17 protein-coding genes are annotated in these 16,338 nt (G+C 65.6%); 9 read left to right on the forward strand and 8 right to left on the reverse strand.

Features of this window, described 5'->3' with window-relative positions:
* Positions 1 to 142 precede the first annotated feature (142 nt).
* Positions 143 to 1,408, reverse strand: a complete 1,266-nt coding sequence (locus HS961_RS01165; RefSeq protein ID WP_182325991.1) for a YbfB/YjiJ family MFS transporter — start codon at positions 1,406 to 1,408, stop codon at positions 143 to 145.
* Positions 1,409 to 1,493: 85 nt separating this feature from the next.
* On the opposite strand from HS961_RS01165, the gene HS961_RS01170 reads away from it, so the two are divergent.
* From HS961_RS01170 to HS961_RS01185, 4 genes are read left to right on the forward strand one after another with little or no spacing between them, the layout of a single operon-like run.
* Positions 1,494 to 2,378 carry a LysR family transcriptional regulator gene (locus HS961_RS01170; RefSeq protein WP_327012009.1) on the forward strand — a complete coding sequence of 295 codons (885 nt, stop codon included), beginning with the start codon at positions 1,494 to 1,496 and terminating at the stop codon, positions 2,376 to 2,378.
* Positions 2,375 to 3,427, forward strand: coding sequence for an NAD(P)H-dependent flavin oxidoreductase (locus HS961_RS01175; RefSeq protein WP_182325992.1), 1,053 nt, complete (start codon positions 2,375 to 2,377; stop codon positions 3,425 to 3,427). The genes HS961_RS01170 and HS961_RS01175 overlap by 4 nt, the downstream gene beginning before the upstream one ends.
* A gap of 47 nt (positions 3,428 to 3,474) precedes the next feature.
* Positions 3,475 to 4,371, forward strand: coding sequence for a pyridoxal kinase PdxY (gene pdxY, locus HS961_RS01180; RefSeq protein WP_327012010.1), 897 nt, complete (start codon positions 3,475 to 3,477; stop codon positions 4,369 to 4,371).
* 19 nt (positions 4,372 to 4,390) lie between these two features.
* On the forward strand, positions 4,391 to 4,948 hold the full coding sequence (locus HS961_RS01185) for a GNAT family N-acetyltransferase (protein ID WP_182325993.1): 558 nt from the start codon (positions 4,391 to 4,393) through the stop codon (positions 4,946 to 4,948).
* A gap of 28 nt (positions 4,949 to 4,976) precedes the next feature.
* Here HS961_RS01185 and HS961_RS01190 read toward each other — a convergent pair whose 3' ends face one another.
* The 4 genes from HS961_RS01190 to HS961_RS01205 form a co-directional block, all read right to left on the reverse strand.
* Positions 4,977 to 6,269 (reverse strand): O-antigen ligase family protein, encoded by a 1,293-nt coding sequence (locus HS961_RS01190; protein WP_182325994.1) that lies wholly within the window; start codon positions 6,267 to 6,269, stop codon positions 4,977 to 4,979.
* A complete protein-coding gene (locus HS961_RS01195) occupies positions 6,266 to 7,078 on the reverse strand; it encodes a glycosyltransferase family 2 protein (protein ID WP_238347735.1) in 813 nt (270 codons plus the stop codon). Before HS961_RS01195 ends, HS961_RS01190 begins: the two co-directional genes overlap by 4 nt.
* Positions 7,079 to 7,285, reverse strand: a complete 207-nt coding sequence (locus tag HS961_RS01200; RefSeq protein WP_021028650.1) for a zinc-finger domain-containing protein — start codon at positions 7,283 to 7,285, stop codon at positions 7,079 to 7,081.
* A 243-nt stretch (positions 7,286 to 7,528) separates the two neighbouring features.
* Positions 7,529 to 7,960, reverse strand: coding sequence for a glycerate kinase (locus HS961_RS01205; RefSeq protein ID WP_182325995.1), 432 nt, complete (start codon positions 7,958 to 7,960; stop codon positions 7,529 to 7,531).
* A gap of 175 nt (positions 7,961 to 8,135) precedes the next feature.
* Between HS961_RS01205 and HS961_RS01210 the strand changes: the two genes are divergently transcribed.
* From HS961_RS01210 to HS961_RS01225, 4 genes are all read left to right on the forward strand, one after another.
* A complete protein-coding gene (locus tag HS961_RS01210) occupies positions 8,136 to 8,828 on the forward strand; it encodes a MarC family protein (protein ID WP_182325996.1) in 693 nt (230 codons plus the stop codon).
* 176 nt (positions 8,829 to 9,004) lie between these two features.
* The gene (locus tag HS961_RS01215; protein WP_182325997.1) at positions 9,005 to 10,471 is read left to right on the forward strand and encodes a S1C family serine protease; all 1,467 of its coding nucleotides are present in this window, start codon (positions 9,005 to 9,007) and stop codon (positions 10,469 to 10,471) included.
* Positions 10,468 to 11,547 carry an FHA domain-containing protein gene (locus tag HS961_RS01220; RefSeq protein WP_182325998.1) on the forward strand — a complete coding sequence of 360 codons (1,080 nt, stop codon included), beginning with the start codon at positions 10,468 to 10,470 and terminating at the stop codon, positions 11,545 to 11,547. Before HS961_RS01215 ends, HS961_RS01220 begins: the two co-directional genes overlap by 4 nt.
* Positions 11,548 to 11,619: 72 nt before the next feature.
* Positions 11,620 to 12,624, forward strand: a complete 1,005-nt coding sequence (locus tag HS961_RS01225; protein ID WP_182325999.1) for an aldo/keto reductase — start codon at positions 11,620 to 11,622, stop codon at positions 12,622 to 12,624.
* Between the two features lie 6 nt (positions 12,625 to 12,630).
* Here HS961_RS01225 and HS961_RS01230 read toward each other — a convergent pair whose 3' ends face one another.
* Together HS961_RS01230 and radA are read right to left on the reverse strand one after the other, a co-directional pair.
* Positions 12,631 to 13,296: a phytanoyl-CoA dioxygenase family protein gene (locus HS961_RS01230; protein WP_182326000.1), complete on the reverse strand. Its 666-nt coding sequence runs from the start codon at positions 13,294 to 13,296 to the stop codon at positions 12,631 to 12,633.
* Positions 13,297 to 13,300: 4 nt separating this feature from the next.
* Entirely contained in the window at positions 13,301 to 14,686 is a 1,386-nt protein-coding gene (gene radA / locus HS961_RS01235; protein WP_182326001.1) for a DNA repair protein RadA, read from the reverse strand.
* 132 nt (positions 14,687 to 14,818) lie between these two features.
* On the opposite strand from radA, the gene HS961_RS01240 reads away from it, so the two are divergent.
* Positions 14,819 to 15,454 (forward strand): glutathione S-transferase family protein, encoded by a 636-nt coding sequence (locus tag HS961_RS01240; protein WP_182326002.1) that lies wholly within the window; start codon positions 14,819 to 14,821, stop codon positions 15,452 to 15,454.
* On the opposite strand, the gene HS961_RS01245 is transcribed toward HS961_RS01240, so the two are convergent.
* The gene (locus tag HS961_RS01245) at positions 15,391 to 16,320 is read right to left on the reverse strand and encodes a substrate-binding domain-containing protein (protein WP_182326003.1); all 930 of its coding nucleotides are present in this window, start codon (positions 16,318 to 16,320) and stop codon (positions 15,391 to 15,393) included. The two genes, HS961_RS01240 and HS961_RS01245, sit on opposite strands and share 64 nt — an antisense overlap.
* Positions 16,321 to 16,338: the final 18 nt, after the last annotated feature.

A 16,338-nucleotide genomic window follows, 5' to 3' on the forward strand; every position in this document is an offset into this window, starting at 1 on the left:
TGCATAGGCGCAAACGTTTGCGCCCCGGAGTTTACCCCAAGGTCAAACAATGTTTCACCAGTTGGTCATATGCGTCGGACGCCTCCCTGGCAGCCCGTTAAGCAAGCACTTTGTGGTTGGCTGGCAGGGGCCGTTCAGCCGCTCAGCCCCGGTGCGGATGGCGCCAGACCATGCAGCCCAGCACCCCCATACCCAGCACCAGCGCCCCGCCCGCTGCCGCCAGGCCGTAGGCAAAGCCCTGCTGGGTACTGGCGCTGTGGGCCAGCATCCAGGCCACCATGGGGGGGCCCACAATCTGGCCCAAACCATAGGCAGCGGTCAGCAGGCCGGGAAAGCTGCTGAGCGCGCTGGGCCAGATGCGGCGCGCCTCTTGCAGCGCAAAAAAGGTGAGTGCGGTAAACGGCAGGCCCAGCAAAAAGCTGCTCAGCGCAAAGCCCAGGGGGGTGGGCCACAGCGCGCTGATGGCAATCGACACCGCCTGGATGCCGTAGCCGGCAATCAGCAACCGGCGCCGGTCCCAGCGGGCTGGCAGATGGGTAGAGAGGTAAGCGCCCAGCGCGACACCGCCACCAAACATGGGCCAGAACAGGTCCGGCCAGATCGAATCGGCCGGCAGCGCGCCACGCGCAATCACCGGCAAATAGGTGGCGGTGACGATATAGCCCAGGCCCGCCAGGCTGTAGGCCAGGGTCAGCAGCAGCCGGTCGACTGGGCCCTCGGGCGCAACCGCCACAGCGACGCCCGTCTGGGTGTGGGCAGGCGGCGGCGCCAGCGGGCCGCGCACCACCGTCATCACCATCAGCCACAGCACCACCGCCAGCAGCGCAAAGGCCAGCCAGGCGCTGACGGCATGCCAGCCCACGGCCACCATGGCGCTGGTGGCGAGGCCCGTCAACGCAATGCCAATGCCCGGTCCGCAAAACAGCAGGCCGCCCATCTGCGGCCGCCCCAAATGCGCCAGCTGCGACATGCACCATAAGGTGATATTGAGGAAGACCACCGCGCTGGCCACGCCCGAGACAAAGCGCAGGCTGGCCCAAGCGCCGGGCCAGTCGAGTGCCATCGCCGCCGTCAGCACGGCGGTGATAAACAGCCACCAGTGCACCATGCGCGAGGGGTGCAGCCGCTGCATCAAACCCTTGGCCACCCAGGGCAAGACCATGCACACCAGGGAGCCCACAAAGTAGCCCAGGTAGTTGCTCATCGCCAGCCAGCTGCCCTGGGCCAGGTCGATGCTGCCGTCGTGCAGCATCATCGGCATCAAGGGGGTAAAGGCAAAGCGGCCCACACCCATGGCCGATGCCAGCGCCAACATGCCGGCCACGGCCACCAACCAGGGGCGCTGGCCCCAGGGCAATGAGGATGCGGCGGCGGAGGGAGAAACCGAAGAACTGACCGAGGGTGGCATGGCTGACCTATCGCTGATATATCTTTTTTAGAGATGCTATGTTAAATTAACATCTTCAAAAAAGATAGATACGATAGATACAAACGTGTTGGATCTCGCCACTCTCGCCATCTTTCAGCAGGTCATTGCCAGCGGCAGCATCACCCGTGCGGCGCAGCAGCTGGGCCGTGCCCAGTCCAATATCACCACCCGTATCCAGCAGCTGGAGGAGTCGCTGGGCGTAGCGCTTTTTGTACGCGAAGCCCGGCGCATGGTGCTGACACCCGAGGGACAGCGGCTGCAGCACTATGCCAACCAGCTGCTGACCCTGGCCGAAGAGGCCACGCAAAGCCTGCGCGGCCAGCAACCCAGCGGGCGGCTGCGCCTGGGCTCCATGGAGAGTACCGCTGCCGCACGCCTGCCGATACCGCTGGCCGCCTTCCACCGCCAGCATCCCCAGGTGCAGCTGGAGCTGTCCACGGCCGCATCGCTGCAACTGATGGAGCAGGTGCTGGACCACCAGCTCGATGCCGCACTGGTGGCCTGGCCACCACCCGATGTGGATGCCCCCTTGCCACTGGACCTGGTGCCGCTGTACGAAGAATCGCTGCTGCTGCTGCGCCCCGCCCAAGTGCAGGATGGCGAGCAGCCCCGCACCCTGGCTGGCTTCAGCGATGGCTGCACCTACCGTCGCATTGGCGAGCAGTGGATGAACGAGGCCCATGGCCCGGCCCCCACTCGGGTGCTGCAGCTGTCGTCGTACCACGCAATCATTGCGGCGGTGGCGGCAGGCAGCGCCGTGGCGGTCGTCCCCCAAACGGTGCTGGATCTGCAACGCCATCCGCTGCCGGTGCGCAGCCAGCCGCTGGGCAGCTGCACCACCATGTTTGTCACCCGCCAGGGCTATGCGACGCCGGCGGTGCAGCAATTGCTGGCCGTCTTGCAGGCAGCCGCACCCACCCCTTTGTCAGCCGCTATGGAGACCGTATGACCCGCAATCTGACGCAAGAACTGGACCTGCAGCTGCCCGTGGTGCAAGGCCCGATGACCGGCTCGGACAGCCCGGCGCTGGCTGCTGCGGTCAGCGACGCCGGCGGCCTGGGCTCACTGGGCTGCGGCATGCGCTCGCCCCAGGCGATGGCCGAGGCCGCCGCAGCCGTGCGCGCACAGACCGACCGACCCTTTGCGATGAACCTGTTTGTGCAGGCCACACCCGCACCCGATGCCGCCACCGTGCAGCAGGCCCTGCAACGCCTGGCGCCGCTGTATGCGCGCTTTGGCGCCGAGCCGGCGGTGCCCGCGCAGTGGTGCGAAGACTTTGCGCAGCAGCTCGATGCACTGGTCGCCTGCCGCCCGGCCGTAGCCAGCTTTACCTTTGGCATTCTCAGCGCCGCGCAGGTGCAGCGCCTGCAGGCGGCGGGCAGCCAGGTCTGGGGCACGGCCACCACGGTGGCTGAAGCTCTGGCCTGGCAGGCTGTGGGTGCCGATGCCGTCATCGCCAGCGGCAGCGAGGCCGGCGGCCACCGGGGCACTTTTTTGGCGGACTATGCGGCGTCCATGGTCTCCACCCTGCCGCTGCTGCGTGACTGCGTGCTGCAGCTGCAAGTGCCGGTGATAGCGGCAGGCGGCATCATGGATGGCGCCGGCATTGCCGCCGCGCAGGCGCTGGGGGCGCAGGCGGTGCAAATGGGCACGGCCTTTCTGGTCTGCCCCGAATCGGCCATCAACGCGGCCTACCGTGCTGCGCTGGCGACCGCCCAAGCTACCGACACGGTCACCACCCGCACCATCTCGGGCCGGCCCGCACGCGGCATCCGCAATGCGATGGTCGATGCGCTGGAAGCCGATGAAGCCGCCATCCCGCCCTACCCGGTGCAAAACGCGCTGACCGGCGCACTGCGCAAGCTCGCCGGTGCGGCGGGCGATGCGCAGTACCTGTCGCTCTGGGCCGGCCAAGGCGTGGCGCTGGCCAGAGCCCTGCCCGCTGCGCAACTATTGCAAAAGCTCAAAGAGGAGTGGCTGGCAGCGGGCGCACAATAGCAGCCAATGCCCGGCAGCCTGGTCCGGGCCCGCAAAGACTGCCTACCGTGAACACTGCTACCCCCTCTGCCACTGCGCAAGCCTCCCGCCCCGTCATCCTGTCCATCCAGTCCCATGTGGCCTGGGGCTACGTGGGCAACTCGGCCGCAGTGTTTGCGCTGCAGCGCCTGGGCTTTGAGGTGCTGCAGGTACACACGGTAATGTTCAGCAACCACACGGGCTACGGGCAGTTCCGCGGCCAGATCCTGAGCGCCGAACATATCCGCGAGATCCTGGCTGGCCTGCGCGAGCGCGGCGCACTGCAAAAAGTGGGCGCCGTGCTCTCGGGCTACCTGGGCAATGCCGATACCGGCGCAGCCATTCTCGATGCCGTCAATGACATCCGCCAGGCCAACCCGCAGCTGCGCTACCTCTGCGATCCGGTGATGGGCGATGTGGGCCGGGGGCTCTTCGTGAACCCTGCCATCCCCGATTTTCTGCGCGACCAGGCGATCCCATTTGCCAACATCATCACGCCCAACCAGTTCGAGTTTGAGCTGCTGAGCGGCACCAAGCTGGCCAGCACCGAAGAGGCTGTGGCCGTCGCGCGCCAGATGCGTGGCCGGGGGCCGGACACCATCGTTATCACCAGCCTGGCTACGCCCGACATCGCGGCCGACCAATTGGGCACCCTGGCCGTTAACGGCCAAGGCGCCTGGCTGGTGACCACGCCGCGCATTGACCTGCACCCGCTCCCCAATGGCATGGGCGATGTGTTTGCCGCTACCCTGCTGGGCCGTTTGATGGATGGCCGCCCCCTGCCTGAGGCGCTGGAGCTGGCGACCGCCACCTTGTACTCACTGGTCAAAGGCACGGTGGCGGGCTCCCGCGATCTCCCCCTGGTGGCCGCGCAGGCCCAGCTGATCGAGCCAGCCGCGCGCTTTGCGGCGCAGCCGCTGGCCTGAGTCAAAGGTCAGGCACCGCATGTCGCATCCAAGTTCCCTCCCACGTCTACAGCTGCGCGCCTTTGTGCCTGGCGATTTCGAGGCCTACGCCCACTATCACCGCCAGCCTGCCGTCTACCGCTACTTGTATACCGAGGCACCGCAGGACACTGCCGTACTGCAGGCACAGTTCACACGCGATGCACTGCCCCAGCGCCTGGCGCAGGATGGCGACACCCGGCGCTTTGCCGTGGTGCGCAGCAGCGATGGCTGCCTGTTGGGGGAGACCTTGCTCAAACTGGCTAGCGCCGCCGCGCGCCAGGCCGAGGTAGGCTATATCTTTGATCCAGCCCATGCCGGTCATGGCTATGCCACCGAAGCCGTGGCGCAGACCTTGGCGCAGGGGTTTGGCGCGTTGGGCTTTCACCGCATCTTTGCGCGGCTGGATGCCGCCAACCTCGGCTCGGTCGGCGTGGTCGAGCGCCTGGGCATGCGGCGAGAAGCCCATCTGATCGAGAATGACCAGTTCAACGGCCAGTGGGGCGATGAGTACATCTATGGGCTACTGGCCCGCGAGTGGCGCGACCGCCAGGGCTGACCTGGGTCAGCCTGGCTCAGCGCTGGGTTCAGCGTGTGGGGTGCAATGCCAGCAGTGCGCGCTCACGTCCGATCAGCGCGCCCAGCAGCAGCACCAGCAGATAGACATAGAACAGATGCCCACTGTTGTGGGCGAAAAACGCCTGGGTCAGGCCAAAGCCGATGTAGCACAGGGGCACAAGAATGCCCAGCATGCGCAGGTAGAGGATCTGGCGGTCCATCGGCGCGCCAGCGCATTGCGCCATGCGCTTTTGCGTGGGCCAGAAGATCAGCAGCGGCACGGCATAGAAGGCCAGCAGCAGGGCCACCCCCACCAGACCTCGCTTGGCAAACATGTCGAGCAGCTCATTGTGCGCATGGTCATAGGGCAGCACCGAGGCGCTGGCCTCGCCCGCTTCGACGCGGCGGGCCTTCTCGGCGATATAGCCTTTGAGGCCCCAACCGGTCAGCGGCCTGTCCAGCCCCATGTGCCAGGCCAGGTTCCAGTGGGCCAGGCGCTGGCCGACCGAGGTTTCGGCCGCATCGCGGTCTTGCACCTCGTAGCTCTGCACTTCATGCACCGCCGTGTGGTAGCGCTGGGCCATCTCCCCGCCTTTGAGCGATACCAGCCCCCCAATGCCAAGCAAGGCGGCCAGCAGGCCCAGGCCCACCGGTTTGCGCAGGCCACAGCGCCACAGCAGCACGGCGCCAATCAGCAAGACAAAGGGCAGCACGATCCAGCTGCCACGCGTGTCCGACAGGATGACGGCCAGCAGCCCGAAGAGACTGCACACCAAGCCCAGCGCACGCTGCCAGATCACCAAAGAGCGCCACAGCAGCAACACGCCAAAACAGCAGGCCAGCGCCAGCACCAGCGCAATACCGCTGAACTGGATCGCATTGGTAAAACCATTGGCGCGGTGGGCATCGGTCCAGCCGGTCTGGTAGACGGCGACCAGGCCGGCACCCAAGGCACCTGCCAGCATGCCCCAACCCAGCGGCCGGACCCGGGGCGCAAACACCTGTAAAAAACCCAGGCCGGAGATGGCCAGCGCGTATTTGACGAACTGGTCGCTGCGCGAGCGCAGGTGCCAGTCATCAAAGCTCATGGTCCACAGGACGGCCATGACGGCGAGCATCAGCCCCCAGGCCAGCGCCCGGCGGTCCCAGCTGCGGCCCCACCACTGGCGCACAAAAATCAGGCTGGCCAGCGCCAGCACGGCAGCGCCGAAGGAATAGCCCGACGGTAAGCTGAGGGCCACCCCAGGCACCAGAAAGGCCGCCAGCTGGCTGGCCCGCATTGCGGGCGAAGGCGCAACGGGCGCCGCCGCAGCCAGGCTCATCGGCGCACGTCTCCGCTCAGATAGGGGCGGTCGTAGGCCAGGGCGACGTAGCGGAAGAAGCTCTCCAGCGCGACGAACACGCAGTACAAAAAGCCCGCGCCCCCGCAGAGAATGCCGAAGTGGAAGAAGTAAAGACGCACAAACATGGCAATCGATGAGGCCAAGCCGCGCAGAATGCCGCCGCGCACGCCCTCTTCGGCGCGCTTGGCTGCGCCCAGCATTGCGTACTGGGTCAGCTTTTCCAGGCTGGTGTGCACGGTGCTGCGCGAATGGTGCAACAGCGGTGTGCGCATCAGGTGGCGCGTCACATTGGCACGGCTCAGCTGCGCCTCTTCATGCACCACGCCGGTGTACTCGCGCAGCAAACCGCGCCAGAACAGGCGCTCGACCTTGGCGGTGGAGCGCAGGTATTTCAGCTCCTTGCCGAAAGCGACCATGCGCCAGCGCACCATCCAGATGGCTTCCTTGCCCGACTGGACGATGGCTTCCAGCTCCTCGCGGAATGCAGGAGAGATGGTCTCATCGGCATCGAGGAAGAACACATAGTCGCCCTTGGCGTGGGCGAGCAGGCGGTTTCGCTGCAGCGCAAAGCCCTGCCAGTCTTCATAGCGAAACACCTGGGCTCCGAGGCTACAGGCAATGGCGGTGGTACGGTCCACACTGCCACTGTCCACCACCACAACCTGGTCGGCAAACGAGGCACTGCGCAAACAGGCCTCGATGTTGTCTTCTTCGTTGAGCGTGAGGATGCCAATGGTCAGCGTAAACCTGCGCGAAGCTGCAGCGCCGCCCAATGGGGAATCAGTCACTCAATGGCCACCGTGGAAGGTTTCGCCGGCCTTGAGTCGGTACACGGTGCCGCAATAAGGGCACTTGGCTTCACCGCTGTGGCCCACATCCAAAAAGACGCGGGGATGGCCACTCCACAATTTCATGTCTGCCTTGGGATTGGGGCAAAACACGCCACCTTGGGCGTTCAGGTCTTTGGCCAGCAACTCAACAACTGCCTGCGTCATGGTTTTCAACTTTCCTGCGCCAGCCCCGCACCCCTGTCGCGGACCGGCTATCGATGATTCTGTAGGCACGGGGAACGGTGGGGACCAGCCCCAATGGGCTCCCATGCTGGGCAGTGATTTTACGTGGACGGCGCCCGACTTGGCAGAAGATGCAGAGTGGGCGGCTCAGAATTGGCCGCCAAACCCGCCTAAAAGGGTTCGGCAGGCAGCCGGCGGGTCGCCCTTGTTACAAGTGGCTCCAGCTCAAGGCTGAGGGTTGGCGGGCGCCAGCGCTGGATCGACCTCTGCGCTGGGGCGGTGCAAGGTCCAGGTTTTCAAGCGGCCGTGCACAAACTCACAAGTTACCGTTGAGTCGGTGTTGTCGCGCCATACAAACACCTCGGGCTGCTCCAAGGCATTGGATTGGCGCAGGCCCAGCGAACGCGTCATGGCCACCACATGCACCAAGGGAACGTTGGGCTTGAGCTTGGCATTGAGCATCACGGCGCTGGCCACATAGCCCAAGGGCCGCTGCGCGGCCCGTTTCATGATGGTCATCAAACGGGTGAAGTGCAGCATCAGCCACATCAAGATGCCGCCGCTGACGGCTAGCACGCCCATCCATTTGTAATTTTGGTAAGCAGCCCCCAGCAGCACCAACAAGCCAACGGGGATCAGTATGTTTCTCCAGTTCATCGCGCTATTGTCCACTGCCTGCGGTGGCGCGTCGCCATTAAAGGCCAATTGGGAGACAGAGTGGTTAGTAAGTACAAACATACGCTGTAACGATGTTGTCCTATTGCCCCCTGGTACGACATGTCCTAGAGTGGCATCATCGGGCGCAATATTAACTATCAAAAGACATATCCCAATGAATTTTGACACTTACCTCAGCGCGGGCAACCAGAGCTTCTGGCTCTTGATTGCCACCGTGCTGCCCGCGCTGAGCCCCATCGGCATTTCGGTGTTCTTTCTCGCCTTGACGGAAGGCGCACCCAAAGAATTGCGACAGAGCATGGCCACCCGCATCGCCATCCAGGTCAGCCTGCTGATGGTGTTTTTCATGCTGTTTGGCGCCATCATCCTCAACCTGTTTTCACTGTCCATCGATGTCGTGCGGCTGGGCGGCGGCTTGCTGCTGGCCGTGATCGGCTGGAACATGATCAATGCCAAGCCCAATGAGGAGCTGACCGAAAAACCTGCCCCGCCCTTCTCAACGGAATCCGCGCGCCTGATGAGCTTCTACCCGCTGACCTTTCCGCTGTCCTTTGGCCCAGGCACCTTGGCCGCCACCATCACCGTCAGCGTGACCCTGTTGGACAGCGAATCCTCGGGCGTGATCGCCGCCAATCTGCTGGGCGCCATCGTGGGATGCCTGGTCGCTGGTTCGACCGTGCTGGTCTGCTACCGCTATGCCGACAAGGTGCTCAAACCGCTGGGCAAGAGCGGCGTCATGATCTTCCTGAACTTCTCGGCCTTCATCCTCATGTGCCTGGGCATACAGGTGGCATGGGGCGGGCTGCGCAACCTGCTCGGCGAGCTGCTTAGCCGTGGCGTTGCTTAAGGAGCCTGTTCCAGGAGCGCATGCACACCTCCCAGATCCTTTCACACAACCGCGCTTTAATTTTGATAGCATTTGATCTTGCCCGGTATCCAGCCCTGGCCATCAGCCCCTGAGCCCAACGCACCGCCATGCCTGCACATCAACCTGCTTGCCGGCGGGGCGCGACACCCAACACCATGATCCATTGCACTTCATCGCCTTTGTGGCGCAACGGCCTGGCACTTGCGCTGGCCGCTTTGCTGGCAGCGCCGGCCATGGCCCAGTCACCGCTGGCGCCAGCCACCAGCGCGCTCACCGCTGAACCCGCGGTGCCCGCGCCCACTTCCCCAGCGGCGCCTGCATCGCCTACAGCCTCCAGCACTCCTGCGGCGGCCCCAGCGGCCGATGCCCCGCCCCCCTCCCCCGACGCCCAGCAGGCCTATATGGCCGCCCGCGACAAGCTGGTGCAGATCCGCACCCTGCGCCGCCAGACCAATACGCAGAGCAGCACCGGCTCGGGCTTTTTTGTCTCGGAAGACGGTTTGCTGATCACCAACTACCACGTGATCAGCCAACTGGCGCTGGAGCCTGAGCGCCACCGCGCGGTGCTGGTATCGGTCAGCGGCCAGGAGGCGCCGGTACAGCTGCTCGCTATCGATGTGCTGCATGACCTGGCCTTGCTGCGCGTCGCGCCAGCCAAAGAAGGCGCAGAAGCGAGTGCCGAGCACCGCTACAGCGCACTGCCGCTGCGCCCCAGCAGCCGGCCACTGAGCGGCGGCGAGCGCATCTTCTCGCTGGGCAACCCCTTGGATGTCGGCTTTGCGATCACCGAGGGCACCTACAACGGCCTGGTGCAGCGCAGCTTCTACCCGCGCATCTTCTTTGGCGGCACCTTGAACCCGGGCATGAGCGGTGGCCCGGCCATCGACACCCAGGGCCGCGTGGTGGGCGTCAATGTGGCCAAGCAGCTGGGCGCAGAGCAGCTGAGCTTTCTGGTACCGGTGGAGTTTGTCGAGCAGCTGCTCGCCCAGGGCCGCGAGGCCAGCCCGGTCAAGGGCGCCATGCATGCCGAGGTCACCCGCCAGCTGATGGCCCACCAAAAGGACCTGGTCGACCGGGTGCTGAGCGGCAATACACGTTCCGAGCGCTACGGCCCCTACCGCGTGCCTGTGCCATCTGAAACCCTGGCCCGCTGCTGGGGCGATGGCCGCGAGCGGCGCAGTGAATCGCTGTTTGATTTTGAGCGCAGCCAATGCCGCATCGACAGCGAAGTCTTCACCGGTGACGGCGATGTGGGCGGACTGGGCATGCGCTACGAAGCCTATGACGCGCCGCGCCTGAGCCCCTGGCAGTTTGCCCACACCTATGGCTCCAGCTTTGCGAACGAGCCGATGCGCAAGCGCGGCAACCGCGTGCGCACTGGCTATGAATGCCGCGAGGATTTTGTCGCCGGCGATGCCAAGCTGCCGTTGCGCGCCGTCGTCTGCATGGCCGCCTACCGCAAGTTCAGCGGCCTCTATGACCTGACCGTGCTGGCCGTCTCGGTGGACCAGCCGCGCCAAGGCGTGCTCGGCCGGCTCAATGTGAGCGCCGTGAGTTTTGACAATGCCCAGCGCCTGGCCCGCCAGTACCTGCAAGGCTTCTCCAGCGAGGCCGCCCAATGAGCCATCAAGACTACCCCGAATTGACCGATATCGCTCCAGAACACGAAGACGCCAGCCTTCAGGCGCCCGCCCCCGCGCAGGAGCCCGAAGGCGCCGTGCTGGAGCTGGTCGAGCGCGGCCACCGCCTGGCCATGGCCTTGCCGGTGTTTGCCTGGCCCTGCACCATCGGCCGTGCCGCCACCAATGACCTGGTGCTGACGGACCCCAGCATTGGCCCCAGCCATGTGCGCCTGCACCACCCGCATGCAGGCCACTACGAGGTCGAGGTGCTGGACAGCACCAATGGCGTCTGGCACGGCCGGCGCCACTACCAGGCCGGCGAGCGTTTTGCCTGGCAGCCTGGCCAGCGGCTCACGCTGGGCCGGGGCGTGCAGCTGAACCTGCGCAGCACCGCCCAGCCGCTGGCCGCCACCCAGCGCTGGCGCCCCTTCTCGCGCAGCCAGGGGCTGCTGACGGGCTTCGCATTGGTGCTGCTCGTGCTGCTGTCCGCCTGGACCACCTGGTTGGGCGCTACCGAAACCGGTGCCCTGGCCCGCCAACTGCCTGCCATCCTGCTGTGGATGCTGGGCGGCCTGCTGGTCTGGACCCTGGGCTGGTCGATGATGGGCAAGCTATTCACCGGGGTGACCGGCTTCTGGCGCCATGTCGGCATTGCCTCGGTCGGCATGGTCGCCATGGCCTTGCTGGATGTGCTGCTGTCGGTGACGGGCTTTGCCATGTCCTGGCCGCTGCTCAGCCGCTTTGCCAGCCTGGCGTCCTTCACCTTGATGGCCGTGGTCATCTGGTTCCACCTGCGCGCTGCCACCCTGGTATCGGCCCGTACCCTGGCGCTGGCCGTTGGCGGCCTGCTGGTGCTGGGCATCGGTGCCAAGCTGGGCCTGCAGTGGCAGACGCAAAAACGCCTGGGCGACAACCTCTACATGTCCACGATGCTGCCGCCGCAATGGCGCTTGGCACCTACCACTTCGGTGGACCAGTTCATGCAGGGCACCGACAGCATGCGCGAGCAGCTGCAAAACCGCAGCCAATTGGAAAAGGACGATGACGAGGAAGGCGACGACAGCGGTCTCGATTGAGCACCGTGACTGACAAACCTGCGGCGGCAGGCTAGCATCCGGGCATCACGACCTGATTCCCAAAGGACCAAGATGCAGTACCGCCAGCTGGGCGCCAGCCCTCTCCAAGTCTCCGCCCTCTGCCTGGGCACGATGATGTTCGCCGACCAGACCGACCTCCAGGAGGCGGCGACCATCGTCGCCGATGCGCGTGCCCAGGGCGTCAACTTTATCGACACCGCCGACATCTACAGCAAGGGCGAGTCCGAGCGCATGGTCGGCCAGCTGCTGCAAGGGCAGCGCGATGACTGGGTGCTGGCCACCAAGCTGGGCAATGCCATGGGCAGCCAGCCCAATGAAGGTTCGTACTCCCGCGCCTGGATGCTGCGCTCGGTCGAAGCCAGCCTGCAGCGCTTGCAGACCGACCGCATCGACATCCTCTACCTGCACCGCGACCGCGTGGGCCTGCAGCTGCAAGAGCCGCTCTACGCGCTCAAGCAACTGATCGACAGCGGCAAGATTCTCTACTGGGGCCTGTCCAACTTTCGAGGCTGGCGCATTGCCGAAGCCGTCTACATCGCCCGCGAGATCGGCCTGCCCCCGCCCGTCGTCTGCCAGCCCTACTACAACCTGCTCAACCGCATGCCCGAGACCGACATCCTCCCGGCCTGCGCGCAGTTCGGCATCGGCGTCGTGCCCTTCAGCCCCATTGCGCGGGGTGTTCTGAGCGGCAAGTACCAGCCCGGCATGGAGCCACCCAAAGACAGCCGCGCCGGCCGCCAGGATGCCCGCATCCTGCAGACCGAGTTCCGCCCTGAATCTCTTGTCATTGCCCAGCAGGTGCAGCAGCACGCCGAGCGCCAGGGCATCAGCGCAGCGCAGTTCGCCACCGCCTGGGTGCTCGCCCACAACGCCATCAGCTCGGTCATCGCCGGGCCGCGCACCTTGAAGCAATGGCAGGACTACCAGCCCGCGCTGGACTACCAGATCACCGTAGAGGACGAGCGCCTGGTCAACAGCCTGGTCAGCCCCGGCCACCCGTCGACGCCTGGGTACAACGACCCGGCGCATCTGTGGCCACAGGGGCGGTTGGTTTAAAGGCAGCTAAGCCCAAGCCAGCCCATAAGGCAGCTGCGCAGGGCCAAACAGAAAATGCAGCACGCGCCGATGGCTGCTGCCACGCGCTTTGGACGAGGCGTGCAGCAGCAAGGGCCGCATCACCAAGGCGGCGCCTTGCGCAGCCGGGCATGCAACCTCTCCTCGGTCGTCACGTATCTGCGCAGCCTGTGCGCTGTCGATGACGCCCATGGCGTGTGAACCCGGCACCACGCGCAGCGGGCCGTCGTCCGGGCCGCAGTCATCCAGATGCAGCCGCAGGGCCACTAGCTGCTCCAGCACATGCGGCGGTGGCTGCACAAACTGCGCCTCTTCTTTGATCGACCAGCCCCTAAGCGCTGGGTGCTCAACCCTGGCCTGCACGGGAATCGCCAAGTCCTGGTGCAAAGCCACCAGCCAGTTGGTGCCTAGGGATTTTTCAAAATAGGTGCATTGCACCGCTTGGTGGCCGTGAGGAATCAGCCCGGACAAGCCAGCGCACCCACGCAGCTGCACAGCCAAGCGTTGGCACCATGGCAAGGACAGCAGATCGCGTGACCCTGGCCCACTCCCAGTCTGGTCCTGCAGGTCAGCCAGTGCCGCTGCGCAGCCGTCTGCATCCAGCACGCCGGAGACCAGCGCAAAGCCGTCACGGGCCAAGGCATCCACGGCCATGCGATCAGTCCAACCCACGCACCAGCGATATCGCCTCGTCCACCCGGTCCACCGCGTGGATGGTGATGCCTTCTATGGGTTTTTTGGGCGCATTGGCGCGGGGCACCACGGCGACGGTGAAGCCCAGTTTGGCGGCCTCCTTCAGGCGCTCTTGCCCACGTGGTGCGGGGCGCACTTCGCCGGCCAGGCCCACTTCGCCAAAGGTGATAAAGCCCTTGGGCAGGGCCTTGCCACGCAGGCTGCTGGTAATGGACAGCATGACGGCCAAGTCGGCCGCAGGCTCGCCAATGCGCACGCCGCCGACGGCGTTGACGAAGACATCCTGGTCGGCACAGGCCACGCCAGCATGGCGATTGAGCACGGCCAGCAACATGGCCAGGCGGTCGCGGTCCAGGCCCACCGACAGGCGGCGGGGGCTGGGGCCGCCGCTGTCGACCAGCGCCTGGATCTCGACCAGCAGCGGGCGCGAGCCCTCCAAGGTCACCAGCACGCAGCTGCCGGGCACCGGCTCGCTGTGCTGGCTCAGAAAGATCGCGCTGGGATTGCTCACGCCCTTGAGGCCTTTTTCGGTCATCGCGAAGACACCGATCTCGTTGACGGCACCAAAGCGGTTCTTGATGGCGCGCACCAGGCGGAAGCTGCTGTGCGTATCGCCTTCAAAGTAGAGGACGGTGTCGACCATGTGCTCCAGCACGCGCGGGCCGGCCAGCGCGCCTTCCTTGGTCACATGGCCCACCAGCACCACCGCAATGCCGGTGCTCTTGGCCATGCGGGTCAGGTGGGCGGCACATTCGCGCACCTGCGCCACCGAGCCGGGGGCCGAGCTGAGCTGGTCCGAGTACATGGTCTGGATCGAGTCGATCACCACCACCGCCGGCTGCGTGCTCTCGCAGGTGGCCAGAATTTTTTCCAACTGGATTTCGCTCAGCACATTGACCTGGCTGTTGTCCAGCCCCAGCCGGCGCGAGCGCAGCGCCACCTGGGCGCCGCTTTCCTCACCCGTCACATAGAGGGCCGGCAGGCCTTCGCGCTGCAATGCATCCACCGCCTGCAGCAGCAAGGTCGATTTGCCGATGCCCGGGTCGCCGCCAATCAACACCACGCCGCCCTCGACAATGCCGCCGCCCAGCACCCGGTCCAGCTCGGGAATGCCGCTGGGGGTGCGGGCCACTTCGGTGGCCTCGATGGCGGCCAGCGGCGTGACGGCCTGGGCCTGGCCGGCATAGCCGGTGCGGCCGGTCTGGCTCAGGCGGTTCTTGCCGCCGCTGGCGGAATCGGCGGCAGTCTCCACCAGGGTGTTCCAGGCATTGCAGGAGGGGCACTTGCCCAGCCAGCGTGGGCTGGTGCCGCCGCATTCGCTGCAGATGTAAACGGATTTCTCTTTGGCCATGGCATCGATGTTTCGGTACAGACACCCATGGTAACGGCGAGCGCAGCGCAGAGCAGGCAAATCGATTAGCATCCCCAGGCGATACGGCAGACAGCCAGCAACCAACACCCAGCACCGCCCCCAAGGAGACCCATGCGCCAAGACCTGACCCTGTACTACGCCCCCGGAACCTGTGCCCAGGCCGTGCTGATTGCCTTGCACGAGGCGGGCGCCGCCTTTGAGGCCCAGCGCCTGAACATGGCCGAAGGCGAGCAGCGCGCCCCGGCCTACCTGGCCATCAACCTCAAGGGCCGCGTGCCGGCGCTGGTCACCCCCCAAGGGGTGCTGACCGAGACAGCCGCCTTGCTGCTGTATGTGGCCCAAACCCACCCCGACAAACAACTCGCGCCGCTGAGCGACCCGTTCCAACTCGCCCGCATGCAGGAGTTCAACAGCTTCCTGGCCTCGACCGTGCACATCAGCCACGCCCACCGTCCGCGTGCGGCGCGCTGGGCCGATGACGAGGCCGCACAAAAGGCCATGCAGGCCAAGGTGCCGCAGAACATGCGTGATGGCTTCACGCTGATCGAGCAGCACTACCTGGGTGACAAAACCTGGGTGATGGGTGAGCAGTACACGGTGGCCGATGGCTACCTGTTCACGATGGCCGGCTGGCTCAAGAGCGACAGCGTGGATATCAACGAATTCCCGCGCGTGGCGGCGCACTATGCCCGCGTGGCAGCACGGCCTGCGGTGCAGGCTGCGCTGGCCCAAAGCGCTCGGGGCTGATACTCGCTCGGGTCAAGGTGCTCCACCGGCGGTGGCGGCGGCTGCGAGACCCCTGCCACCGGCTCCCAGCCGGAGCCGTTCCAGTCGTGGATGGCCGCTTCGCGCTGGTAAAAGCGGGCCAACAATTGGGCGCCTGCGTTGCTGCAGGCCTGGCGAACAATGCCGGCGCTGAAGACCGCCTCATAGGCCAGCGGATGCGGTATCTTGCCGACCACCTGCACGTCGGCAGTACGCGGAAGCTCGCTGCGCAGCAGCAGGCCCAGCTCCGCATCGCCCCGGCCCACCAATTGTGCCACCTGGGGACCAAACACCTTGATGCTCTTGGGTATCACCTTGGCGGTCAGATCCAGTTCGGGGAACAGTTTTTGCTCGATAAAGTCGCCGCCATCGGCCGAGGGGTAGGCGATGCTGCGGGTGGCCTCCAGCATCTTCTTGGCGTCTTCTGTGTCTTTGAGCACCGGCAGCGGGCGGCCGGCCTGCACGATGGCGATCAGCGGTGAGCGCACCACATCGTAGAGACGCCCCGGGCGCACCAGCCCTTGGACTTGCATCACCTGCAACACGGCACGCGGCGCCAGCACCAGGTCCACACAACGCGCTTGCTGCAGGTACTGGCCCAGCTCCTGGGCCACGTTATGCGGCGCACCATAGCCGGGTTCGGCGCGGATCTGGGTGGGGATCATCAGCTGCCCCGCCAGCGCGCGGTGTACGGGCACAAAGCCCTCCGTCATCAGCAGTTGCACCGGCAGGCTGGCATGGGCCAAGCTGGCTTCCGGCTCGGGCGCCGGCGGCTCGGAGGCACAGCCCACCAGCACCGCAGCGGCACAGCTGAGCAAGAAGGAGCGGCGGAGAGGCATCAGGCGCATGCGGGCATTATCAGACAG

This window comes from Comamonas piscis, from assembly GCF_014109725.1.
Taxonomy (GTDB): Bacteria; Pseudomonadota; Gammaproteobacteria; order Burkholderiales; family Burkholderiaceae_C; genus Comamonas; species Comamonas piscis.

What these genes read in the sequence shown, in the direction of transcription:
- HS961_RS01165 (WP_182325991.1), bottom strand. Translation starts at nt 1,408, where the DNA reads ATGCCACCCTCGGTCAGTTCTTCGGTTTCTCCCTCCGCCGCCGCATCC.
- HS961_RS01175 (WP_182325992.1), top strand. Translation starts at nt 2,375, where the DNA reads ATGACCCGCAATCTGACGCAAGAACTGGACCTGCAGCTGCCCGTGGTG.
- HS961_RS01185 (WP_182325993.1), top strand. Translation starts at nt 4,391, where the DNA reads ATGTCGCATCCAAGTTCCCTCCCACGTCTACAGCTGCGCGCCTTTGTG.
- HS961_RS01190 (WP_182325994.1), bottom strand. Translation starts at nt 6,269, where the DNA reads ATGAGCCTGGCTGCGGCGGCGCCCGTTGCGCCTTCGCCCGCAATGCGG.
- HS961_RS01200 (WP_021028650.1), bottom strand. Translation starts at nt 7,285, where the DNA reads ATGACGCAGGCAGTTGTTGAGTTGCTGGCCAAAGACCTGAACGCCCAA.
- HS961_RS01205 (WP_182325995.1), bottom strand. Translation starts at nt 7,960, where the DNA reads ATGAACTGGAGAAACATACTGATCCCCGTTGGCTTGTTGGTGCTGCTG.
- HS961_RS01210 (WP_182325996.1), top strand. Translation starts at nt 8,136, where the DNA reads ATGAATTTTGACACTTACCTCAGCGCGGGCAACCAGAGCTTCTGGCTC.
- HS961_RS01215 (WP_182325997.1), top strand. Translation starts at nt 9,005, where the DNA reads ATGATCCATTGCACTTCATCGCCTTTGTGGCGCAACGGCCTGGCACTT.
- HS961_RS01220 (WP_182325998.1), top strand. Translation starts at nt 10,468, where the DNA reads ATGAGCCATCAAGACTACCCCGAATTGACCGATATCGCTCCAGAACAC.
- HS961_RS01225 (WP_182325999.1), top strand. Translation starts at nt 11,620, where the DNA reads ATGCAGTACCGCCAGCTGGGCGCCAGCCCTCTCCAAGTCTCCGCCCTC.
- HS961_RS01230 (WP_182326000.1), bottom strand. Translation starts at nt 13,296, where the DNA reads ATGGCCGTGGATGCCTTGGCCCGTGACGGCTTTGCGCTGGTCTCCGGC.
- radA (WP_182326001.1), bottom strand. Translation starts at nt 14,686, where the DNA reads ATGGCCAAAGAGAAATCCGTTTACATCTGCAGCGAATGCGGCGGCACC.
- HS961_RS01240 (WP_182326002.1), top strand. Translation starts at nt 14,819, where the DNA reads ATGCGCCAAGACCTGACCCTGTACTACGCCCCCGGAACCTGTGCCCAG.
- HS961_RS01245 (WP_182326003.1), bottom strand. Translation starts at nt 16,320, where the DNA reads ATGCGCCTGATGCCTCTCCGCCGCTCCTTCTTGCTCAGCTGTGCCGCT.